At 42.3% G+C, this 22567-nt stretch carries 19 protein-coding genes; 10 read left to right on the top strand and 9 right to left on the bottom strand.

Translation table 11 applies throughout. The features are described from left to right. Positions 1–553: 553 nt before the first annotated feature. Complete coding sequence (locus H6G48_RS23810) at positions 554–829, top strand: hypothetical protein (protein ID WP_002768833.1); 276 nt, start codon at positions 554–556, stop codon at positions 827–829. A gap of 286 nt (positions 830–1115) precedes the next feature. On the opposite strand, the gene H6G48_RS23805 is transcribed toward H6G48_RS23810, so the two are convergent. Continuing rightward, entirely contained in the window at positions 1116–2273 is a 1158-nt protein-coding gene (locus H6G48_RS23805) for an NAD(P)/FAD-dependent oxidoreductase (protein ID WP_190723593.1), read from the bottom strand. A 121-nt stretch (positions 2274–2394) separates the two neighbouring features. Between H6G48_RS23805 and H6G48_RS23800 the strand changes: the two genes are divergently transcribed. Together H6G48_RS23800 and H6G48_RS23795 are read left to right on the top strand one after the other, a co-directional pair. Next, complete coding sequence (locus tag H6G48_RS23800) at positions 2395–3036, top strand: Uma2 family endonuclease (RefSeq protein WP_190723590.1); 642 nt, start codon at positions 2395–2397, stop codon at positions 3034–3036. Positions 3037–3060: 24 nt separating this feature from the next. Beyond that, positions 3061–3702: a Uma2 family endonuclease gene (locus tag H6G48_RS23795; protein ID WP_190723588.1), complete on the top strand. Its 642-nt coding sequence runs from the start codon at positions 3061–3063 to the stop codon at positions 3700–3702. A gap of 3 nt (positions 3703–3705) precedes the next feature. Here the strand turns inward: H6G48_RS23795 and recN are convergent, their stop codons facing one another. From recN to H6G48_RS23780, 3 genes are all read right to left on the bottom strand, one after another. Further along, complete coding sequence (recN, locus tag H6G48_RS23790; RefSeq protein ID WP_190723586.1) at positions 3706–5433, bottom strand: DNA repair protein RecN; 1728 nt, start codon at positions 5431–5433, stop codon at positions 3706–3708. Positions 5434–5490: 57 nt separating this feature from the next. Further along, the gene (rppA, locus tag H6G48_RS23785) at positions 5491–6171 is read right to left on the bottom strand and encodes a two-component system response regulator RppA (RefSeq protein WP_190723584.1); all 681 of its coding nucleotides are present in this window, start codon (positions 6169–6171) and stop codon (positions 5491–5493) included. Between the two features lie 87 nt (positions 6172–6258). Then, complete coding sequence (locus H6G48_RS23780; protein WP_190723582.1) at positions 6259–7317, bottom strand: DUF2157 domain-containing protein; 1059 nt, start codon at positions 7315–7317, stop codon at positions 6259–6261. A gap of 178 nt (positions 7318–7495) precedes the next feature. On the opposite strand from H6G48_RS23780, the gene H6G48_RS23775 reads away from it, so the two are divergent. The 3 genes from H6G48_RS23775 (at position 7496) to H6G48_RS23765 (ending at position 11087) form a co-directional block, all read left to right on the top strand. Next, positions 7496–7966 (top strand): DUF29 domain-containing protein, encoded by a 471-nt coding sequence (locus H6G48_RS23775; RefSeq protein ID WP_190723580.1) that lies wholly within the window; start codon positions 7496–7498, stop codon positions 7964–7966. Between the two features lie 975 nt (positions 7967–8941). Then, positions 8942–9382: a Fur family transcriptional regulator gene (locus tag H6G48_RS23770; RefSeq protein WP_190723578.1), complete on the top strand. Its 441-nt coding sequence runs from the start codon at positions 8942–8944 to the stop codon at positions 9380–9382. A gap of 58 nt (positions 9383–9440) precedes the next feature. Further along, positions 9441–11087 (top strand): DUF3685 domain-containing protein, encoded by a 1647-nt coding sequence (locus H6G48_RS23765; RefSeq protein ID WP_190723576.1) that lies wholly within the window; start codon positions 9441–9443, stop codon positions 11085–11087. A gap of 190 nt (positions 11088–11277) precedes the next feature. Here the strand turns inward: H6G48_RS23765 and lysS are convergent, their stop codons facing one another. Both lysS and H6G48_RS23755 read right to left on the bottom strand, forming a co-directional pair. After that, positions 11278–12999: a lysine--tRNA ligase gene (gene lysS, locus H6G48_RS23760; RefSeq protein ID WP_190723575.1), complete on the bottom strand. Its 1722-nt coding sequence runs from the start codon at positions 12997–12999 to the stop codon at positions 11278–11280. A gap of 188 nt (positions 13000–13187) precedes the next feature. Further along, positions 13188–13757: a TIGR04376 family protein gene (locus H6G48_RS23755; RefSeq protein ID WP_190723573.1), complete on the bottom strand. Its 570-nt coding sequence runs from the start codon at positions 13755–13757 to the stop codon at positions 13188–13190. A 740-nt stretch (positions 13758–14497) separates the two neighbouring features. On the opposite strand from H6G48_RS23755, the gene H6G48_RS23750 reads away from it, so the two are divergent. From H6G48_RS23750 to H6G48_RS23735, 4 genes are all read left to right on the top strand, one after another. Next, positions 14498–15412, top strand: coding sequence for an alpha/beta fold hydrolase (locus tag H6G48_RS23750; RefSeq protein WP_190723571.1), 915 nt, complete (start codon positions 14498–14500; stop codon positions 15410–15412). 34 nt (positions 15413–15446) lie between these two features. Next, positions 15447–16667, top strand: coding sequence for a (E)-4-hydroxy-3-methylbut-2-enyl-diphosphate synthase (gene ispG, locus H6G48_RS23745; RefSeq protein WP_190723569.1), 1221 nt, complete (start codon positions 15447–15449; stop codon positions 16665–16667). Between the two features lie 319 nt (positions 16668–16986). Continuing rightward, positions 16987–18033, top strand: coding sequence for a histidinol-phosphate transaminase (gene hisC, locus H6G48_RS23740; RefSeq protein ID WP_190723567.1), 1047 nt, complete (start codon positions 16987–16989; stop codon positions 18031–18033). A gap of 101 nt (positions 18034–18134) precedes the next feature. Beyond that, a complete protein-coding gene (locus H6G48_RS23735) occupies positions 18135–18407 on the top strand; it encodes a winged helix-turn-helix domain-containing protein (RefSeq protein WP_190723565.1) in 273 nt (90 codons plus the stop codon). Between the two features lie 275 nt (positions 18408–18682). Here the strand turns inward: H6G48_RS23735 and truB are convergent, their stop codons facing one another. The 3 genes from truB to H6G48_RS23720 all read right to left on the bottom strand — a co-directional run bounded on the left by truB (position 18683) and on the right by H6G48_RS23720 (position 22384). Then, on the bottom strand, positions 18683–19564 hold the full coding sequence (gene truB / locus H6G48_RS23730; protein WP_190723563.1) for a tRNA pseudouridine(55) synthase TruB: 882 nt from the start codon (positions 19562–19564) through the stop codon (positions 18683–18685). Positions 19565–19638: 74 nt separating this feature from the next. Continuing rightward, positions 19639–20685: a tRNA (adenosine(37)-N6)-threonylcarbamoyltransferase complex transferase subunit TsaD gene (tsaD, locus tag H6G48_RS23725; RefSeq protein WP_190723560.1), complete on the bottom strand. Its 1047-nt coding sequence runs from the start codon at positions 20683–20685 to the stop codon at positions 19639–19641. Between the two features lie 127 nt (positions 20686–20812). Then, complete coding sequence (locus tag H6G48_RS23720; protein WP_190723558.1) at positions 20813–22384, bottom strand: hydantoinase B/oxoprolinase family protein; 1572 nt, start codon at positions 22382–22384, stop codon at positions 20813–20815. Positions 22385–22567: the final 183 nt, after the last annotated feature.

Here is a 22567-nt window from a genome sequence, read left to right as displayed (position 1 = left end):
ATTGACAGTGATTGGAATGATGAACTATGACTAGGGAGCTAGTTAAGAGTGGATTAGAGATGAAGATTGATTGAATGAACCAATCATAGTTAAGACCATTTGAAAAGAGGGTCTGTAGGCGCACGGATCTTCCATTATGAATATAGTATCCTGTCAAGCCGCCTTTGTCAAGAGAAAATTTAACAACATCCAGACAAACGTTATTAGACCTCTTGCATAAATCCGAAAACAAACGATAGAAACAATAATGGGAGGGACTTTCAGTTAATTATTTATTAGTAGTTGATAATCTTCAAAAATGTTGCTGTACAAGGATCGACTTAAGACTTTTGCAAGAGGTCTAGTGACCGCTAACCACTTTCCCTGATTTCCCTACTATATTTTGTGTTTTTTGTCAAGGGGTTTTTGGGGTTTTAGTAAAGATGTGACGGGATAGGACTGTTTTGATCAGGACTATTATTGATGAAATCGATAGAATAACGATAGGGGAAGCTTGCTTGTTTGCCTCAACCGACAATTTTTGTTGTTAATAAACTTTGACCAGACCCTAACTATGAATGAACCACCTAATAGCGCTGGCGATGAAATCCAATTACCCCGGGGAGAAAGAGTTGACCAGCTAAGAAATCTCATCGAAACCCTACGCATTGCCGATGAAGTGGCCAATCGCGGTTATTTGATTACCAGCGCCGAAGTGGCCGATTTAATGGATATTAATCCAGGGGCCGTTACCAGTCGCGGCGACCATTGGCCGTGGCGAAATTGGGTAATCTCCCGGGTCAGACGCGAGGGAAACCAAATTCTTTGGCAGTTGGAAAAAGTCGATTAGGATTAATGGCAACCATCAGTTAATTTCTCTCTTAACTTTTGTCAATTAGCAATTAGGGTTTGCTAAATAAATCTAAAAACCTTGTTGGGTAAGACTTTTAGACTTTTGGTCAATCAAAAAGTCCCAGATCTGGGAGGGATCGGGGGGAAAATTCCTGGACTTTTTCCCTGAAAATTAGGTAATTTACCAGATGAAAATGGGTAAAAACCTACACCCCACACCCCACCTGCCCCCCCGATGTCGGGGGGGTTGGGGGGGCCACACCCTGTCCCCACGAAAACCTTTTTCAGCAAACCCTAATTATCTCGTCATTTTCCCCCAGCAGATGACGCGCAAAACGTCGAGCTAGGGGCGGAGCCGATACGAGTGTACTGGTAAAGCCAGAAAATACCTGCAATCCCACTTTATCGGCGATCGCTCCCACTAGGGGCCGTCCCGAGGGAGCAAAGGCCACTAGGCAATGATGACAGCTGCCGGGGAGAGAGGCTAAAGAGGGCAGCAATGTCCCCACGGCGGCGCGTATTGCTTTTTCCCCCGCCAGAGGGTTTAAACTCCCGCCTGGATCGGTGATAATGGCGCTAATTTGCCCTAGATAAAGACTTTGATCCCGGAATTGTACCGCCCCCGTTTCTAAAACACTGGCAATTATTTCTGGGGTTTCTCTCTGCCAAATGCCCTGATTTTCTAGTTGGGTAATTTTTTGCTCTAATACCAATCTGGCAGGAATTGCGGGCATAACTAGGGTGTTTAATTTGATCTCAGTGGGGGGAATTTTGATCACCTGGGCATGGGTAAAATAGACGGGAGCAGCAATACCAGATTTTTGCAGTAAAGACCGGGTTAATCCCCCGGCACAGACGATAGTTTCCCCAGCATGATAATTATTTTTAGGAGTTTTTACGCCGGTAATTCTCGATGCAGTTTCAATTAATTCGATGACAGCTTCCCGAATAATCGTGCCTCCCAGACGTAGAAAAGCTTGTTGATAGGCAAGATTAGTTTTTTCGGCGTTAATGTGACCGTGGGGTAGTCGTAAAACTCCGGAGATAGCAGCGAGATTTAATAGAGGTTCTAAAGCGATCGCTGCTTGCGGATCGAGAATTTCGGGAGTAATAGCAAAGATAGCAAATTTTTCGGCCACAGCGACTGGATCATCTTCGGGGTTCACGGTGAGAATTAGCTCTATGTCCCGGTATTCGTTATCTATGCCCAATTCCTGCGATAAATTGCGCTGAATTTCTCGACCTTCTTGATATAATTTTCTCTGGATTTCTGTGGTAGCTGACCAATAGGCTAAACCCCCGTAACTGTAGAAAGTGGCGTTGAGGGGATGGGTTTCTTTTTCTAATAAGAGGACTCGACTGCCTAGGTTAGCTAGTTCATAACTTAAGGCGGAACCGGTGATACCACCACCGATAATTATATAATCATAAGTTGTGGTCATAATTGGGCTAATTTTCCCTCGATTAATCTATTCTATCATTATACTTGCTCAGTTCCCTGGTTCTGATTTAAGCAATAGTTGCTATAATTAGAGAAAAAGTTGAAAGCGGGACTGGATAACTATGCAACAGTTAGAAACTAAGGGGATAACTGACTCATGGATTAAAGCTAGTTGGGAAGAATACTTAGAAGCAATTAAAAACTTCCCAGAGAATCAAGGAAAAAGTTATTATTACAATGGCTATTATCGATTAGAAATGACTCCTATTGGATTTGAACACGCTAGAGATCATCACGTTGTCTTTTTGGGGGTGAGTCTCTACGCTATCCTCAAAGAAATTCCTTTTCAAGGACTCCCCACTTGTTCCTATCGCAAAAGAGGAATTAGAGAAGTGCAGCCAGATATATCTTACTATCTAGGAGAGAAAGCTAATCTAATTTCCTACGGTACTTCGATTATTGATTTAAATCAGTATCCTCCACCAGATTTAGTCATTGAAATCTCAAAATCTACCCTCAATGATGACTTAGGTAATAAACGCTTACTCTACGAAGAATTAGGGGTTAGTGAATACTGGAGTGTTAAGGTAGATGATCCTCAAATATTCGCCTTTGAAATAATCGATCGAGGGAGCAAAAGAATTGATATATCAAAGGTTTTACCTAATTTAAAACTCGCGGTTTTAGAGTCAGCTTTACAACAGGCACGCACCAGAGATCAAAGTCAGGTGGGACGTTGGTTAATCACTCAATTTCAAGGTTAACTCCATAAAATTGAGGCTAAGATTATGCAAAAGCTAGAAACTACTATCTCGACAGATTTATGGATTAAAGGCAGTTGGGAAGAATACTTAGAAGCAATTAACAACTTCCCAGAAAATCAAGGAAAAAGTTATTATTACAATGGCTATTATCGATTAGAAATGACTCCTATTGGTAACGATCATGCCAGCGATCATGCTATTTTGATCTTCGCTGTTAGTCTCTATGCTACCCTAAAAAATTTGGCCTTTAATGCCAAAGATAATTGCAGTTTTCGCAAGTCGGGTTATCGAGAAGTTCAACCAGATATATCTTATTATTTTGCGGAGAAAGCTAATCTAATTTCCTACGGTACTTCGATTATTGATTTGAATCAGTATCCCCCACCAGATTTAGTCATTGAAATCTCAAAATCTACCCTTAATGATGACTTAGGTAATAAACGCTTACTCTATGAAGAATTAGGAGTTAGTGAATACTGGAGTGTTAACGTCGATTATCCCCAAATATTCGCTTTTGAAATAATCGATCGAGGGAGCAAAAGAATTGATATATCAAAGGTTTTACCTAATTTAAGACTTGCGGTTTTAGAGTCAGCTTTACAACAGGCACGCAGCAAGGATCAAAGTCAGGTGGGACGTTGGTTAATCAGTCAATTTCAAGGTTAAATCTTACTGTTTTTTGGCAGCCGCTTTCTCCAATAAAGACTCGGCAAAAGCGATGGCATCTGCTGCCGAATTTCCTCCCGTTAATTGTGCCAATTCTTCCCTTCTCGTCTGACGATTATCGAGAGAAGTAACCCGGACAACCGTGCGAATTTCCGAGAGATTAGTAGGATTATCTTCGGCAATCATTTGTTTATAAACTCGAAAATGGTGATCAGCTAAAGCAGCCACTAAAGGTTGATGGGTAACGCACAAAACTTGATATTTTTGACCTAATTGATCTAATTTATCGGCAATTGCTTGGGCAACTTTTCCCGATACTCCCGCATCAATTTCATCAAAAATTAGGGTTGCTGCTGCCGATTGGGATTGGGAAAAACAGGACTTTAACGCTAGGAGAAAACGACTCATTTCTCCTCCGGAAGCGGTACTGGATAAAGGTTGGATTTTTTCCCCCGGATTGGGACTAAAATAAAATACCACTTGATCGACTCCCAGACTGCTAGGATTACCCGGGTTAATCCGACAGACAAAAATCACCTTTTCCATGGCTAAAGGTTTTAATTCCTGTACCAATTGTTTTTCTAGTTGACTAGCGGTTTGTTGTCGCAAAAAGGTCAACTGGGTGCTAGTTTCTCGATAGATGTTTTCCTGTTGCTGACAAATTTTTTCTAATTCTTCAATGGATTGTCCTTCTCCCGTCAACTCCGCTAATTCCTGCTGTAATTTCTGATAATAATCGAGCGCTTCGGCTAAACTTGGGCCATATTTGCGACAAATGCGCTTAAGTTGGACAATTCTCTCTTCTATCTCGTTCAATCTCTCCGGATCTGCCTCTAGACTATCCCCATAAACGTTGATTTCCTGTCCCGCTTCCACCACCTGATTTAATGCCGATCGCACCATCTCTAAAATTGGCTCTAAACTCCTATCATAAACCATCATATTTGTCAAGATATTTTCAGCTTTTCCTAACAAATCAGCGACGGCCGGTTGATCGCGATCATTTTGGTAGAGTAGTTGATAGACTTGATAGCTGGAATTTTGCAAATCGACACCGTGGGAGAGTCGGTTTCTTTCCTGTTCCAACTGTTCCAACTCGTCAGCGTCAGTTAAATTAGCTGATTCTAGTTCTTTTAGTTGATATTCTAGTAAATCTAATCTTTGTAGGCGATTTTGTTCCGATTGCAACCTATTATTTAAACTATTCTTGCTTTCTTGCCAGTTAACGTAGGCTGTGGCTACTTTTTCCCGCTGCTGCAGCAGCGATTCACCCCCGTAGAGATCTAATAATTCCCTCTGTCGATTAGCGTCCATTAACTGAACTGTTTGACCTTGAGCGGTGATTTCTACCAAAAAATCTCTTATTTGCGCCATTTGTTGGCGATTAGCGACGACTCCGTTAATCCGAGAACGAGAACGCAAGGAATTATTAGTAATCACTAATTCCCGGCTGATGGTCAGACTATTATCCTCTAATGGGTCAATTTCCTGACTTTCTAGCCAAGCAATTAATTCTGGAGTCAGAGAAAAAGTCGCTTCTAGGGTTGATTGTTGGCTTCCCTGACGGATGACGCGATGATTGACTTTACCACCGAGAACAATATCGATCGCATCTAATATAATCGATTTTCCTGCCCCCGTCTCACCGGTCAGTACATTTAATCCGTTCCCGAAAGTTAATTCTAAGCGATCGATGAGGGTAAAATTTTCAATTTGTAGGCAGGATAACATATATCGGTAATCAGTAATCGGTAATCAGTTGGTATTCTCATTATCCTTCAGCATTCCCTAATTTTCCCCGAAACGGTAGCCCTTCCCATAGACAGTATTAATTAGAGGTGTTTCTCCGGTCGCTTCGATTTTACGACGCAGCAAGCGCATCAGGGCAGGAACCACATTACTATTAGGTTGCTCCCCTTCTGACCAGAGATGCTGATAAATCTGTTCATGGGTGAGAAGTTGACCCGGATGGGTCATAAATAAAGTCAACAATTGTACTTCTTTTGCTGATAAGCTAATCGTGCGACCGTGACGATAGGCCACTTGATTTTCGCTATCGAGTTCTAAATCAGCAGATTTTAGTTTACTGCTATTACTAGCTTCAAAATTGGGAGAACGACGCAATAAAGCGCGGACTCTCGCTAATAATTCTCGCAGTTGAAAGGGTTTGACTAAATAATCATCAGCACCGGCATCTAATCCCGCCACTCGATCGTCTATGGTATCCTTAGCGGTTAGAAATAAAACGGGAGTGGTGTCCCCTTGATTGCGTAAATATTGACAGATTTGTAATCCGGATTGCTGGGGTAACATCCAATCGAGAATTAAGAGGTCATAATTATTCTCTCGTGCCAATTCTAACCCCGTCCGACCATTATCAGCAATATCAACGTCATAGCCTTCTTGAGCAAGAATTTGTTCTAAGGGTTCGGTTAATTCTTTTTCATCGTCAACGATAAGTATTTTCATAAAAGTAAAAAAGATGGTGTCGGGTGTTGGGGTGTTGGGGTTTTTTAGTTGAATCTCCCCATTTCCCCATATCCCCATTTCTCCTAATTATCGATCTTTGGGTAATAAATTGCGCCATTCGAGAGGGATATAACTTTCAATAAATCTAGCCAGGGTTGGGTAATGACGCTGATACAAAACTCCCATATAGATAATACCAAGTCCTAGGGCGGTTAGGGCAAAGGGAAAGAAAATTGAATCGGCAAAGAGACGATAGGAGAGATAGGAAAGATAAGCAAATACTCCGACACCTCCAAAAACCACAAATAATCTTCTTTTTAGCAGGACGGATAATAACATCAATCCCAAGTTAATTAGACAGTACAAAAATCGTTGCGCTTCATTATCATCGATGAGGAGAGATAGACTAAACCAAAACATAATTAATCCGAATAGGTATAGCCAAAAAGCAAAATCTCTCCGACTGCGACGCTGACGTACATCAATTAAATAGGCAGTTATTAAACAGGCAATTCCAAACCAAAAGGATACCCACAGTCGCAGTCTCCATGTATATTCGTTCTCTCCAAATAGCAAAGGGGTTAAGTCCATTGACATATACCACAGACTCAAGGCGATCGGTGCAGTTAAGAAAGGAAATTTAACAAATCGCAAAGTTATTAATCCTGCGATAATCGTGCCTAATTCCATTAAAAACCAACTGCCTTTAGTCCAGGTATAGAAATCTGGATAAATGGCCATATTTCCTGCTTGCCAGTATCCTGTCCAGCGTTGTAAACCGTAGATTGCTAAGGGATTCATTGCCACTGCCATGGTAAATAAAAGGCCGCCTGGTATTTTGAGATTTTGCTGAAAATAGAGATTTTTCCCCGCAAAAATAAAACAAACTGCATAAAATAGGGCGATAAAAAATAGGCCTGCACCGCCGAAACTCTCCCAAGCTTTGTTCATCAACCACCCCAGGGCGGAGATAACAATTAATGCCCCAAAATAATAGGCCACATTAGCAAAATTAAAGCGAGGGCGATTAACTTCATCTTCTTGGGGATAACGGGATAAAAAAGCCGTCCATAAATTTTCAGCTTGGCTGGCAGTAATTAGGTTTTGTTGTACCGCCCAATCAAAATCTTCTCTTTCTAGTCTCATAATATTCTCTAGTCCTTAAGCTAAGATGTATTTTAACCGCCTATCCTAAGGATAAGGGAATAGGGCATAGGCGCAGATGTTAAATCCTGTAGTAAAACTTAATATTTACCGCTAGAAACATCCGAAATCCGCAAAATAGAGTATAATTCAGTCTAGATTAACTATTATCGAAGCAATTATGATAACTAAATCAGAACTCTATGAACAAGATTTTCAATTATGGCTGATAACAACAATAGGTCAGTTAGAACAAGGAGATTTTCAGGCATTAGATGTATCTCATTTGGTTGAGGAGTTAAAAGAATTGGGTAAATCAGATAAAAATGTCTTGGAAGGAAATTTAATGATTTTGCTGGCTCATTTACTGAAATTAAAAGTACAATCCTCCGCCACTGAAAGCATGAAATCTAGCTGGTATAGCTCCATTGTCGAACAGAGGGAACGAGTTATCGCCTTACTAGAAAACACCCCTTCTTTGAAATCTCATCTAGCAATCGCCATCGATAAAACCTATCCTAAAGGTCGCAAAATTGCCATCAAGGAAAGTAAATTGGCTGACTTTGGAATTGCGATTCCTCCAGAGGAAGCCTATCCCCTAGACTGCCCTTTTTCCTTAGAACAGATTCTTGACGAAGATTTCTATGGCTGATAATTCATATTTAATCCATCGGCTAAGACGCTTTCAAAATGCTTCTAAAAAGTCTTCAAATCTCAAAAACTGGGAAGCTATACAAGTCACATCTGTCTCCCGATACTAAGCGATTCGACTGACTTTAAATAGAGCTTACAAGCTTTTTTGCCCAACCCTAGTTAGGGTTTGCTGAATAAATCTAAAAACCTTGTTGGATAAGGTTTTTAGACTTTTTCCCCCCAAAAAGTGCCGACCATTGGAGTGATCGGGGAAAAATTCAGTTACTTTTTCTCTGAAAATTAGGTAATTGACCATCTGAAAATGGGTAAAACCCCACACCCCACACCCTACCCCCACGAAAAACTTTTTCAGCAAACCCTAGTTAATCAGCTTTCAAGAATAAGTAAAAATTATAAATTTAAGGTAAATAATTAAAATATTTAAATATTTGGAGCGATTAGTTAAATGTAACAAGTAAGTTACAACATTTTGATTTTCCCAGAATTTGCCAAAATTTGGCTGTAAATCGGGGTTGCCTACATTTAATAATATGGTATGATCGTGGTATGCTGTGGGCTTAGTTTAACCTTTAAGCTTTAAATCAACGGAAAACCAAGGCAATCAGGGGACTGTGTTGATACTCTTGCCCAAAAAAAGCCGCCAGTGATGAAATTTTTTTATGTTGCAATTTTTGAAGTTTTGTAAAGGCTATTGACTTAAAGCCAGAATTGTGTAGGTTAAGAAGTTTAGTACAAATGGTCAGAGTCCTTCTTCCTGCTCCGGCGCTCATAGACAGTCTTAACGAGTAATTTAGATAGTCAACAGCTTAACTTACCCACTGATAACTGGTAACTGATAACTGGTAACTGATAACTGATAACTGTCTCCTGTCTCCCCAAAACGATAAAAACTGGCGCAATGTGGACATCGATCGAAAGACTAAGCTAAACTGGTAATGACTATGTATTAGGGCGGAGGTCAACGGATACAACTATGGACAATTTGGAGGTAAAACAAAAACCGATCCGGTGTTTAGAAGATGCGATCGAAAGGTGTCAAACTTTAGGAATGCGGGTTAGTCGTCAGCGTCGCTATATTTTAGAATTGCTGTGGCAAGCGCAGGAACACCTATCAGCGAGAGAAATTTATGATCGCCTCAATCTGCAAGGAAAAAACATCGGTCATACCTCAGTGTACCAAAACCTAGAAGCCCTATCGGGTCAAGGCATTATCGAATCTGTGGAACGCTGGGACGGCAGACTCTACGGTAACATCAGCGATTCTCACAGTCACGTCAATTGTCTGGACAGTCAACAAATTATCGATGTGCATATCCAACTTCCCCCGGAATTAATTAAACAGGTCGAGGCATCGACGGGGGTAAAAATTACCGATTATCGCATCGATTTCTATGGCTATAAACAAAACCAATGAGCCAGATAACTGTATAATTGCCTCTGTGAATAGTATCCGTTGACAGGCTGCAACTCTTGTGATTGATCGCCCTCTCACCTTAATTATCATCGATAATGACCCGATTTTCCGCTTGGGTCTGGTGCAGGCCTTGTCGCAGATAGAAAATATTAGTATCGTCACCGAAGGGGATTTAGAAACAATTTTCGCTTTGACTCTTAATCCGGCCCCCGAAATTATCCTTATCGATCCTCTCTTTGATTGGTCTTACTGTGAAATTCTCCACTCTCGCTATCCCGAAAGTAAAATTGTTCTATTAACCTTTCCTCTCGATTCCCGACAGCAACTAATCGCCAGAGAATTAGGTATCGCCGGTTATATTCCCAAAGGCACAAACCTAGAGCAATTTATCACTATTTTGGGACAAATTTCCCGGGATGAAACCCACGATGTTGCCCCTTCTGCTCTCACCATTGCTACCCGTCCAAGTTTAGCTCCTAGCCATTGGTTAATCACTGCCGGAAAAACGGGATTAAATCGCATCGAAAGTGAATTACATTTAATTGATCTCCACCTCAATCAACAGTCTTTATCCGGCTTTGATCGCTTTTATTGGCAGGGGAGAAAACGAGAACTTTTAGCAGCCCTATGGCTAGTGAGAAAACTAATTCCCCTCGAAGGGAGCTATTACAATTCAGCTTCAGTCACACCCTCGGTAATAATTAACAATATCGATCGGGAATTACCAATTTTAAGCCGCGAGCGTCCCCTGTGTGTTTCGGCGGTTTTTGAGTCCACTTTAGCGGTCATTCGCTCCCCTTTAATTAATAGAACAAAGATTAGTTTTGAAATTGATGTTTTACAGGATAATCGGCAACGGGAATTATTGTATTTAGTTCTCGATGAAATTCGTAAAAATGTCGATGAGATGAGATATTTACAGATTAGCAGCGGGGAATTAACCAGTCGCTTAAATCTGATTATTTACGATATATGGGAGAAAGTTACGCGTAAATTTTTAGAAATTAATGCCTCGGTTTCTGACGAAATTAGTAAAGGCAGACTTAACGAAATTATTCTGGAAGAAAGAGAGACAATTCAAACAGAAATCCTCAATAAAATTCCTTTTACTCTTGACTTATTTTCCTATTTATTGTACGAAAATAGTCTAACTATTGACGGAGTAGGATACCGAGCTAATGCTCCTGAAACCATCGCCAGAGCCGAAATTCTCCTGCAAAATCTCATTCATAATATTGCCAATGCAGTGACGGTAATTATTCTCAATAACTTCTCGGAATCCGAAAGAGTCAAACAAAAACTTTACCGTTCAGAATTTCTCATCGCCAGAAAATTAGCTAAAATCCGCAATGAATTATCTTGGAAATACCGACGGCAAAAATATTGGCAAGACCCCAAAGATATATTTGAAAGTCAATATCAATTATTTCACTATAGCGAGGGAGAAATCCAATCTCTAGCCATTTATTCCCCCCGACAGGAAGAATTAAATAGTTTAACAGGCATACCCTGGTTAGTTTCGATCGCCTTAGAATTAAGAGACTCTTTATCTCCTCGTTTACGCGCTTTTTTTCGGGTGGTGGGTAAGGGAGTAGTCTATATTCTTATCCAAGTTATCGGTCGCGGTATTGGTTTAGTAGTTCGCGGGGTTTTACAGGGAGTCGGTAACACTTGGCAGGAAGTAAAAGGTAAAAAGGGATCATGAATTATAACTGATAACTGATAAGTAAGTAGTTATAATTAAATTGAAGATGGATTTTGCCTCTGATCCCCACTGCCCCTAGGGTTGATTCATAGTAGGGTTGATTCATGAATCAACCCTACCCTGCCCCTTGATAAGGGGGGTGTCTGACAACTTTTAACACCTATCTACTTAACTGAAGTGACCCTAACTTTTACAATTCCTTGTCAAAACTGTATTTATCGCGAATTTGTCCGACAAAAAACTGTCCTTTCGATGGTGCGGACTGAAAATCTTTATATACTGCCAAAGGTAGATCATGATAAAGATAGATACCACCGTGATTAAATTCCACTTTCAGAATTTTTTTTTCCTGATCGTAGTCAAAAGATTTAATCGCTGTACTTTGACTTTTTAATAAGGGGAAAGCAATCACATCGCGAATACTGGCAGAATCGGTTAATAACATGATCAGGCGATCGATGCCAATTCCTAAGCCTCCCGTGGGGGGCATTCCGTATTCTAAAGCGGTTAAAAAGTCCTCATCAACTCCCTGCGCTTCCAAATCGCCAGCCGCTTTTTTGAGTGCCTGTGCTTCTAATCTTTGCCGTTGATCGATGGGATCGGTTAACTCAGAAAAACTATTAGCTAATTCCCGTCCAACCACATATAATTCAAATCTTTCCACGAGGTCAGTTTTTGAGCGATGGGGTTTAGCTAAAGGCGAAATTTCCACGGGAAAATCTAGCACAAAAGTGGGCTGTATTAGGGTTTCTTCGACTTTTTGTTCAAAAGCTTCATTTAGGAGCTTACCGATGGTTTTACAGTCCTCTGGAACGCCAATGCCGGCATTTTCTGCGGCAATACGAGCCGACTCGAAATCCTCAAAACTATTCAAGTCAACCCCAGTTATTTCTTGGACTAATTCGTGCATGGTCACTCGTCGCCAAGGAGGAGTTAGGTCAATTTCCCTGTCTTGATAGGTGATTTTCAGCGTACCTAAAACATCTTGTGCAACGTTAACAATAATGTTTTCGGTTAACTCCATCATGTCATAATAATCGGCGTAGGCCTGATAGATTTCGATGGAAGTAAACTCGGGGTTATGTTTAGTAGAAACCCCTTCATTGCGAAAAATTCTGCCTAACTCGAAGACTTTTTCAAAACCACCCACTATTAATCTTTTTAGATGTAACTCGGTGGCAATGCGGAGATATAACTCCATCTCCAGCGTATTATGATAGGTGATAAACGGTCTAGCATCGGCTCCTCCCGCTTCACTTTGTAGCACGGGAGTTTCAATTTCAATAAAACCTTCTTGGTCTAAATATCTGCGAATGGCAGCGGTAATTTGGGCGCGACGGCGAAAAGTTTGTCGCACTTCCGGATTAACAATTAAATCTACATATCTTTGTCGATAACGTTTTTCTACATCGGTTAAACCGTGCCATTTATCTGGTAGAGGTAAGAGGGATTTGGTGAGAATTTCGTACTCGTTAACATAGATAGATAATTCGCCGCGTTCTGTGCGTTTAATTGTGCCTTTTGCCCCTAAAATATCACCTGTATCGGTCAGTTTAATCACCGTGTTAAAGGCATTCGGCACGGCGGCCATGGTTTCACTAATGCGTTTTTTATCGAGGTATAATTGAATCGTTCCCGTTTCATCTTGCAGGTTAAAAAAGGCTAGTTTACCCATAATTCTTCGGGCAATAATCCGACCAGCAATTGCTACTTCTGTGCTAATTTCTTCCCCCGGTGCTAAGTCAGCGTACTGCTCTTGTAATTGTTGAGCGTGAGCGGTGGATTTCCACTGGTAAGCGTAGGGATTTAAGCCAGCTTTTTGCAATCCTGCCACTTTTTCTAAACGAGCAGCCCGGATTTCTTCGAGGGTAGAGGAGGGTTGATTTTCAGGATTTTGTGCTTGAGATGCCATCGTTTTCTAAGAGGAACAATTCTGGGGAATTTTTTAGGTGTTGGGTTTTGGGGTTTTAGGGTGTTGGGGTGTTGGGGTGTTGGGGTGTTGGGGTTTTAGGGTTTTAGGGTTTTAGTTGAAATTCCCCCACTTCCCCACTTCCCCACTTCCCCAGTTCCCCAGTTCCCCAGTTCCCCTAATAACAGTAATTATCGTCCCATTTCTCGCTTTAATTTTTTCAATTCTTCTTCCATTTCCCATTCTTTAAATTTTAGATCGAGATTATCGTAGTTCGAGCGCTGATAGTCCGATTCTTGGGGTTGATCCCAAAAAGTGGTTTCCCAGTCACGGGACTGATTTTTAGGGGCTTTTTCGGATTTAATTTGCACTTCTTGACGACGTTGTTGGACCTGTTGCAGTAACTCTTGGGATTGACTCAGACGTTTTTTCACCCCTTCCATCCGTCCCCAAAGTTGATTACCCTGACGAAATAGGGCCGCCTCGCGTTCACTAGCAGCCTTCAGCAAGTCCTGCCGTCCAGCGGCCTTAGCCTTATCAATTCTAGCGTGCCAAGTTTGGATATCTTGGGCAGTGGCCAAAATTTGCTGTTCGAGACGTTGACGCTCATTTTCTAGGGCGCTAATCAGTTTAGCAGTATCGCGCTCCTGTTCGCGCAGTTGTTCCACCAGCGCCTGTAATTCTAATTGGGGATGACTTCTGAGAAATTCTTCCAGTTGGGTTTCAAGAAAGCGACTGACATCATCAAATAGATTGCCCATCTGTGCAATATCCTAAATTTTCAATTAAAGTCTAGGAGCGATCGATTTTAATCCCCCTCTTTTTAGCATAGGCTAGATCAACCCTAGATTTAAATATATGTGGTAAAAGTAGTACAAAGATGTTATTCGGCTGCCGGTTAGGGACGGGGAAACCAGTTTGACATCCTCGCCGCCGTAAAACGGACGGCGATTCCTCACCACGCCACTTTTTAAGGGTGGTCGCTGAACGGGGTTGACGCTTCACCGAAAAACGCTTAATTGCTTAAGTCTGACACTTTCTCCGCGTCCGTTTTGAGTGTCCGAATGCCCTCCGGCCACTTTGAACAAGTCGAAAAAATCTCATGTTCAACCTTATTTCCTAGAAAGTTTTACTCGTTCAAGGCCGAATTTGACTTCTTTTCTGAACGAAACCCCCTACTATCTGTGGTCAAGGTTCAGTTTTTAGCTTGGTTATCGCTTTTTCCATTGTAACTTAAAGCCGTCCTAAAAGGACGGGGTTTTAACCCAAATTTTCGATAATAAAACTAAGTAGCTGGTTATAATTAAATTAAAAATGGATTTTAGGTTCGATTCCCCCTGCCCCCCTTGATAAGGGGGGTGCCGATCCCCCCTGCCCCCCTTGATAAGGGGGGTGCCGATCCCCCCTTAGTCCCCCCTTAATAAGGGGGGCATCTGATAATTTTTAACTCCTACCTACTTAGAATAATATTTCCTGAAAACCTCTTAATTGTTTGACTTAAGTGACAACTTCACCAGCTTGGACAGAACGCATCGGTTATCAACGGGATTGGGTGTGGCGCGGTTGGCAAATTCGTTATAGTTTTATGCCGGCAAAAAACCCCCAAGATGCCGATAAACCCCCTTTAATTTTACTGCATGGATTTGGAGCGGCGATCGAACATTGGCACCATAATATTCCTATTCTCAGCCAAAATCATCGAGTTTACGCAGTAGATTTATTAGGTTTTGGTGGTTCGCGCAAAGTACAGGTTCCCTATACCGTTAATCTCTGGGTGGAACAGATACACGATTTCTGGCAAACTTTTATCAATAGACCGGTGGTATTAGTGGGAAATTCGATCGGTTCTTTAGTTAGTATGGCCCTAGCGGGTAAATACCCAGAAATGGTAGCCGGATTAGTTATGCTCAGTTTACCCGATGTCAGCCGTCGGCGGGAAATGATCGCCGATTGGTTATTAAATATCGTCACTCCCATCGAAAACTTTTTCACTTCTCCTTGGCTATTAAAACCGATTTTTTACTATCTGCGTCGTCCGCAAGTCTTGAAAAAATGGACAGGAATCGCCTACGAAGACAAGAAAGCAGTCAGCGACGAATTAGTACAAATTATCGCCGCCCCAACCCTAGATGAGGGGGCAGCCGAGGCCTTTATTTCCCTAGCACAAGCTGTCAATCATCCCGAATATTGTCCACCGGCAAAGTTAATTTTACCACGCTTACAAATCCCGATTTTATTGTGTTGGGGCAAGCAAGATCGGATGGTTCCCGTCCAGTTAGCCCAGGGTTTTGTCTCCCTTAATCCTAGGATTAAATATGTAGAATTTGAACGGGCCGGTCATTGTTTACAGGATGAATGTCCGGACCGTTTTAACCCAATTTTATTAGAGTGGCTAGAATCTGTTGCTGTTCTTTGAGAGAATAGGGAGAGTGATTGTTGGTGATAGTCCTATGCAAACCTTGGAATCGACGCTCAACCCTCCCGCAACTGCCTCCGAATTCGACACCACGATTCACCGGCGCAAAACCCGTCCCGTCCAGGTAGGTGGCGTTACCATCGGTGGTGGTCATCCCGTGGTCGTGCAGTCGATGATTAACGAGGATACCCTTGATATAGATGGTTCCGTGGCAGGTATCCGTCGCCTCCATGAAATCGGCTGTGAAATTGTCCGCGTCACCGTGCCGAGTCTGGTTCACGCCACCGCTTTAGCTAAAATTAGGGAAAAACTGCTCGCCACCTATCAACCTGTGCCGTTAGTAGCCGATGTACATCACAACGGCATGAAAATCGCCCTAGAAGTGGCCAAGCACGTCGATAAAGTGCGGATTAACCCCGGTTTGTACGTTTTCGAGAAACCGAAAGCCGACCGCAGCGAGTATAGTCAAGCAGAATTTGATGAAATTGGCGAAAAAATAGCCGAAACTCTGAAACCTTTAGTAGTTTCCCTGCGAGATCAAGATAAAGCGATGCGAATCGGCGTTAACCACGGTTCTCTGGCCGAAAGAATGCTCTTTACCTACGGCGACACCCCCGAAGGAATGGTACAGTCGGCTTTAGAATTTATCCGCATCTGCGAATCCCTCGATTTTCGCAATCTGGTCATTTCCCTGAAAGCTTCCCGCGTGCCAGTTATGGTAGCCGCCTATCGTCTCATGGTTAAGCGCATGGACGAGTTGGGTATGGATTATCCCCTGCATTTGGGTGTTACTGAAGCAGGAGATGGGGAATACGGACGAATTAAATCCACTGCCGGGATTGCCACTCTCTTAGCGGACGGTATTGGTGATACGATTCGCGTTTCTCTGACGGAAGCTCCCGAAAAGGAAATTCCCGTCTGTTACAGCATTCTCCAGGCCCTGGGACTGCGGAAAACCATGGTCGAATACGTCGCCTGTCCTTCCTGTGGTCGCACTCTTTTTAATTTAGAAGATGTCCTGCAGCAAGTGCGCGCAGCGACTCAACACCTCACCGGACTCGATATCGCCGTTATGGGTTGTATTGTCAACGGACCGGGAGAAATGGCCGACGCAGACTATGGTTATGTAGGGAAACAGGCCGGTTATATCTCCCTTTATCGCGGTCGCGAGGAAATTAAACGCGTCCCCGAAAGTGAAGGTGTAAGCGAGTTGATTAATTTAATTAAAGCCGATGGCCGTTGGGTAGAACCTTAATTAGGGTTTGCTGAAAAGTTTTTCCTGGTGGCAGGGTGTGGGGTGTGGGGTGTGGGGTGTGGGGTTTTACCCATTTTCAGGGAGTCAATTACCTAATTTTTAGGGAAAAAGTCCCTGAATTTTCCCCCCAATCACTCCAATCGCTGGCACTTTTTGATTTCAAAAAAGCCTAAAGATATTATCCAACAAGGTTTTTAGATTTATTCAGCCAACCTTAATTAGTTTTACCGGTAGGGGTTGACATCTATTCAACCCCCGATCATCGGCGAGGATTTGTTACAATAGAAAGCTTGCTAGAAATTGCCGCCCCAGAGAGTCCATGCTACCTACACGCGATTGTGTTCGTCAAACCCCCGCCTACACTCCGGGAGAACAGCCCCAAAGCGCGGGATTTACCAAACTTAACACCAATGAGAATCCCTATCCCCCACCGGCGGAAATTTTTGCCCACCTGCCAGAGCAATTAGAGAAAGTCCGACTCTATCCCGATCCTATCTCCAAAGAGTTACGGCAAACGGCGGCGGAATTATACGGCATAGCAGCCGATCAGATAATCGCGGGTAATGGCTCCGATGATATCCTCAATATCGCCCTGCGAACTTTTGTTAACCCTTGCGAAAGCGTCGCTTTTTTAGATTTAACCTATTCCCTTTACGAGACAATTGCCCGGGTACACGGGGCAAATATTATCGAATTTCCCACTAATGATAAATTTGCATTAGAAGGACCGATTATTTGTCCGGAAGCTAAATTAATTTTTCTGGCTTCCCCTAATCCTCCCCTCGGTAAACATCTTGATCGCGACTATTTAGAAGCAACCTGTGCTAATGCGTCGGGAGTGGTATTAATTGATGAAGCTTATGTGGATTTTAGTGATGACAATCATCTCGATTTTCTCTCCCGTTACGATAATGTCATCATTAGTCGCACTATGTCGAAAAGTTATAGTTTAGCGGGGTTAAGAGTCGGTTTCGGTTTTGCTTCCGGGGCCATTATCGAACAGATGGATAAGGTGCGTGATTCCTATAATTTAGATCGCATCGCTCAAACTTTAGCCACAGCAGCTTTAAAACACCATAATTATTTTGAGGAAGTTTGGCAAAAAGTCCGTCAAACCCGCGGCCGTTTAATTACTTCTTTGCGCGAGTTGGGATTCATTGTTTTTGACTCGGAAGCTAATTTTATCCTCGCTTCTCCCCCCAACATTAGTGCCAGTGAGTTATATAATCAACTCAAAGAGCGTCAGATATTAGTGCGATACTTTAAACATCCTCGCATTCAGAATTATGTGCGGATTTCTATCGGGACCGATGGGGAGATTGATCGCCTTTTATCTGCTATTCAAGAGATTATGGGAACAAATTAATCTCTATTTCCGTCTAGGTTTTATTAGCACTTTAAACCCTGATAACTTCTCAAAAAAAAGGCTAGATCGATCGGAACAAAGCAGCGACAAACAATGGTCTAATGGCCTGTCGTTTCTCCCGATTACTAGCCTTGGCTATCAAGATTATTAGTCCGACAAAAGGACTAAATACTAGCGCACAAATTTTTGAACTTATGCAATTTTATCCTCAAGGAATCACAGTTCAAGAATTGAGTGAGCGCTTAAATCGTCCCGTTTCTATGCTCAATCTTTGTCTAAAATCTTTGGTCGCTTCTAAAAAAGTCGTGGCCAGAAAAAATCATAATCAGTGGGTTTATACTAGACCTCTTGTAAAAATCAAAAACTGTTTTTAGGGTTAGGAGTCAGTAGTCGGGGCTCTTCTGGTTTCTGTGTGGAAATGAGGTCTATACTGATAGTTTATTTAACAAAATAGTCCTAAAAGTCTTTCCCAGTAAACATTTCACGATTTCATAAGCAAAAATTATCACACACAGTCGAGAAGAGCCTAGTCGGTCGTCAGGAGTCAGGAGATAGGAGATTATTTTATTTATTCTCCCCACACCCCACACCCCACACCCCACACCCTGTCCCCACGAAAAACTTTTTCAGCAGACCCTAATTATTAACCCTATTGCTGAATAACTATTTTAGGCTGTAGGTAGTATTCATCTTCTCTGACAACTATCTCAGCAATGCCGAGAAATTGAGCTTCTAAAGACTCGACGGCAACCAGAGAACCAATCATAACATTTGCATCGGTGAGATTAATTTTTCTGCCGTGAAACCAATCGATAACTCTCTCTGACGTCAAAGAAATCCAGTCTAGATGCGCCAAGGCAATGCGAGGTGAAATTAAACCCTCGGAATTAGCCCTTAAAGCTTCGAGATTAATACTATCGGCTAACTGAAAACCACAGCTTTCCGTGCGCGTTAAACTGGCTAAAGTGCCACCGACAGCTAACACCTTGCCCAAATCTCTGGCCAGGGAACGGATATAAGTCCCCGATCCACAGTGAATATCTAGCTCTATTTGCGGAAATTCGCCCTCTAACCAGCCTAAAACCGTAATTTGGTCAATTTTGACCTGACGAGGCTCCACTGCGATTATTTCCCCTTTGCGCGCCAATTCGTAGAGACGGCGACCATCCTTGTGAATAGCACTATACATCGGCGGAATTTGGGCAATATTGCCAATAAATTCCGCTAAATGGGGCTTAACCGCCTCTAAAGTTAAATCGGGCCAGGGACAAGTGGCGATCGCTTTCCCAGTAATATCATCGGTATCGGTGCTGAGTCCTAACTGGATTTTTGCCCGATAGGCCTTATTTTCGGGTAAATAGGGCAGTAATCGGGTGGCAGCCCCGACGGCGATCGGTAAAACTCCCGTGGCCATAGGATCTAAAGTTCCGCCATGGCCGACTCGTTTTGTCTTAAGAATTTTTCGGACTTTGGCCACACAATCGTGAGAAGTCCAATCGGGGGGTTTATTGAGATTTAAAAAGCCAAACATTATGAAGTGGGGTGGGGAGATGGGGAGAATAGATAAAAGCAATCTCCTCAATTCTAAATACTGACGGCTGATAGCTAAAAATCTGACGTATTATATAATTGCATAACTTCGCTTAAAGGTAAACGGGAACGAACACCGAGAGAAAGGTCAGAAAAATGACCAAGATCATAATGATCAACGGCAGCGCGAGCAATCATAGCGGCGTTATCGGTACAGAGTTTAAGCGGCGGAAAATAGACGGTTAAATCATGATTTTTGGCGGCAGTTTCCAGATGATTTCTTAAGGCACTATTAGCAGCCACTCCTCCCCCGATCGCGATAGTTTTTAAGCCATAATCTAAGGCACAATTGATGGTCCGACGGGTTAAACTTCTGGCTACCGTATCTTGAAAACTAGCGGCTATATCAGCTACGGGTAAATTATCTGGCTCGAATTTCTCTACTAAGCGCAAAACAGCAGTTTTTAAACCGCTAAAACTGGAATCGTAGGCATGAAAACCGCCGGTTGGTAAAGATATTTTACCTTCCGGTAAGGGAAAAGCTTGGGGATTACCATCTTTAGCCATGCGATCAATTATCGGACCTCCGGGATAACTTAAGTTTAATAATCGTGCCACTTTATCAAAAGCTTCTCCGGCTGCATCATCTCTAGTGGTTCCTAATTGTTGATATTTGCCGCAGGCCTGCACATGGATTAAACTGGTATGACCCCCAGAGACTAAAAGAGATAAAAAAGGAGGTTTAAGATCAGATTCAGCGAGATAGGAAGCATAGATATGACCTTCGAGATGATGAATGCCGATAAAGGGTTTATCGTGGACAATAGCCAGGGTTTTAGCCGCCGTCATTCCCACCATTAAAGCACCTACTAAACCGGGGGCAACTGTGGCGGCTATTCCATCAATTTCTGACCAATTTAACCCCGTTTCTTGCCAAGCTTTTTCTAGACAAAAATTAATGGTTTCTAGGTGTTGTCGGGAGGCCATTTCCGGCACAACACCGCCATAGAGACGGTGGAGATCAATTTGAGAAGAAACCACACTACTCAACACACGGTTATTGTTAACAATAGCCACAGCCGTTTCATCGCAACTGGTTTCGATCGCTAAGATAATTGTCATGAATTAATAAGTAAATCGTCAGACACCCCCCTTATTAAGGGGGGATTAAGGGGGGATCCATCTTTAATTTAATTATAACCACTTACTTAATTTTGCTTAGGTACTTAATTAAAATTAAAGTTATCGTTCAGCGATTTCCATAGCCACCACCGCCGGGGGTTTCAATAATAAAAATATCACCAGGGTTCATTTCTACAGTCGCTGTACCGGGCAATTCTTCAATAGTTCCATCGTTTCTTTCCACGGCATTACGTCCTATTCTACCTGCTTTTCCTCCCGCTAGTCCAAAGGGGGGAATCTGGCGATTACCCGATAAAATATTAGCAGTCATAGCCTCTTGAAATTTAATTCTTCTAATCACACCATCACCTCCAGAATATTGTCCCCTGCCGCCACTATCGTGGCGAATGCTAAAACTTTCTACTAACACAGGATAGCGCATTTCTAATACTTCCGGATCGGTGAGACGGGAATTAGTCATCTGGGTTTGTACGGCAGCAGTTCCCGCAAAATTTGCTCCCGCACCAGAACCGCCACAAATAGTCTCATAATATTGATATTCTTGATTGCCAAAAGTGAAATTATTCATCGTCCCTTGGCTGGCTGCCTGAATGCCTAAAGCACCGTATAAAGTATTAACTATTGCCTGGGAAGTTTCTACATTTCCTGCTACTACGGCCGCTGGATAAACGGGATTAAGAAAACAGCCAGACGGGATAATTAAATGGAGGGGTTTGAAACAGCCAGCATTTAAAGGGATTGCCTCCTCCACAAGGGTACGAAAAACGTATAAAACCGCCGCTCTTGTCACTGCTAGGGGTGCATTAAAATTATTATTTAACTGGTCAGATGTGCCAGTAAAATCAATGGTTGCTTGACAATTATCAATATCTATGCTAATTCTGACCTTGATGACAGCACCGTTATCCAGATAATAAGTAAATTCACCATCTTTCAGGACAGATATAGCTTTTCTAACCGCTAATTCCGCATTATCTTGAACAAACTGTTGATAGGCTTTAACCATAGCTAATCCGTAGCGCTCAACCATATTATGTAATTCTCTTTCCCCCTTGGCATTAGCGGCTATTTGTGCCTGAAAATCGGCAATATTTTGGGCGATATTGCGTGCAGGAAAAGGACTATTAGTTAAGTGATTAATTAATTCTTGTTCCCGAAACTGTCCCGCCGCTACCAGCAAAAAATTATCGAATAAAATTCCTTCTTCGCTAATATGGACAGAGTGGGGAGGCATAGAACCGGGGGTAATGCCACCGATATCAGCTTGATGTCCCCGGGAGGCAAGATAAAATAATATTTCCTGATTTTGGCGGTCAAAAATAGGACTAATTACTGTGACATCTGGCAGGTGAGTACCGCCATTATAAGGATTATTAGCTAGATAAACATTCCCTGGACGAATCGTCTCCCCCTTATCCTGAATTAAGCTTTTAACACTATCGGCCATAGAGCCTAAATGGACGGGAATATGAGGAGCATTAGCGATTAAATTTCCCCCCTCATCAAAGATAGCACAGGAGAAGTCTAGACGCTCTTTAATATTGACACTTGCTGCCGTATTTTGGAGAGTAATCCCCATTTGTTCGGCAATAAATTGATAGAGATTTTTAAAGATTTCTAGATAAATAGGATCGGCAACGGTAGTTATTTCTGAGCGGTGAAAATCTACAGGGAACATAGGAAAATCAGTTATTAGTTATCAGTATATCTGCTACAGAAGTTAGGTTATCGAGCTGCTATCGGTTCAAAATGTGGTTTTTATAGATAGGGTGCTTGTCTCTTGTCTTTTTTTATCCTCCTGTCTCAGGGTTTTCTGTCTCCTCACCTAAGGGAAGATTTTTGATTTTTGCAGGAGAGCCAC

The sequence above is a fragment of the Microcystis flos-aquae FACHB-1344 genome (genome assembly GCF_014698375.1).
Classification (GTDB): domain Bacteria; phylum Cyanobacteriota; class Cyanobacteriia; order Cyanobacteriales; family Microcystaceae; genus Microcystis; species Microcystis aeruginosa.
The sequence above is the reverse complement of the archived record's forward strand: the minus strand, read 5'-3'. Positions and strand labels throughout refer to the sequence as shown.

Excerpts from the sequence above, each read along its gene's own strand:
- H6G48_RS23810 (WP_002768833.1), top strand. The coding sequence starts at position 554 with ATGAATGAACCACCTAATAGCGCTGGCGATGAAATCCAATTACCCCGG.
- H6G48_RS23805 (WP_190723593.1), bottom strand. The coding sequence starts at position 2,273 with ATGACCACAACTTATGATTATATAATTATCGGTGGTGGTATCACCGGT.
- H6G48_RS23800 (WP_190723590.1), top strand. The coding sequence starts at position 2,395 with ATGCAACAGTTAGAAACTAAGGGGATAACTGACTCATGGATTAAAGCT.
- H6G48_RS23795 (WP_190723588.1), top strand. The coding sequence starts at position 3,061 with ATGCAAAAGCTAGAAACTACTATCTCGACAGATTTATGGATTAAAGGC.
- recN (WP_190723586.1), bottom strand. The coding sequence starts at position 5,433 with ATGTTATCCTGCCTACAAATTGAAAATTTTACCCTCATCGATCGCTTA.
- rppA (WP_190723584.1), bottom strand. The coding sequence starts at position 6,171 with ATGAAAATACTTATCGTTGACGATGAAAAAGAATTAACCGAACCCTTA.
- H6G48_RS23780 (WP_190723582.1), bottom strand. The coding sequence starts at position 7,317 with ATGAGACTAGAAAGAGAAGATTTTGATTGGGCGGTACAACAAAACCTA.
- H6G48_RS23775 (WP_190723580.1), top strand. The coding sequence starts at position 7,496 with ATGATAACTAAATCAGAACTCTATGAACAAGATTTTCAATTATGGCTG.
- H6G48_RS23770 (WP_190723578.1), top strand. The coding sequence starts at position 8,942 with ATGGACAATTTGGAGGTAAAACAAAAACCGATCCGGTGTTTAGAAGAT.
- lysS (WP_190723575.1), bottom strand. The coding sequence starts at position 12,999 with ATGGCATCTCAAGCACAAAATCCTGAAAATCAACCCTCCTCTACCCTC.
- H6G48_RS23755 (WP_190723573.1), bottom strand. The coding sequence starts at position 13,757 with ATGGGCAATCTATTTGATGATGTCAGTCGCTTTCTTGAAACCCAACTG.
- ispG (WP_190723569.1), top strand. The coding sequence starts at position 15,447 with ATGCAAACCTTGGAATCGACGCTCAACCCTCCCGCAACTGCCTCCGAA.
- hisC (WP_190723567.1), top strand. The coding sequence starts at position 16,987 with ATGCTACCTACACGCGATTGTGTTCGTCAAACCCCCGCCTACACTCCG.
- H6G48_RS23735 (WP_190723565.1), top strand. The coding sequence starts at position 18,135 with ATGGCCTGTCGTTTCTCCCGATTACTAGCCTTGGCTATCAAGATTATT.
- truB (WP_190723563.1), bottom strand. The coding sequence starts at position 19,564 with ATGTTTGGCTTTTTAAATCTCAATAAACCCCCCGATTGGACTTCTCAC.
- tsaD (WP_190723560.1), bottom strand. The coding sequence starts at position 20,685 with ATGACAATTATCTTAGCGATCGAAACCAGTTGCGATGAAACGGCTGTG.
- H6G48_RS23720 (WP_190723558.1), bottom strand. The coding sequence starts at position 22,384 with ATGTTCCCTGTAGATTTTCACCGCTCAGAAATAACTACCGTTGCCGAT.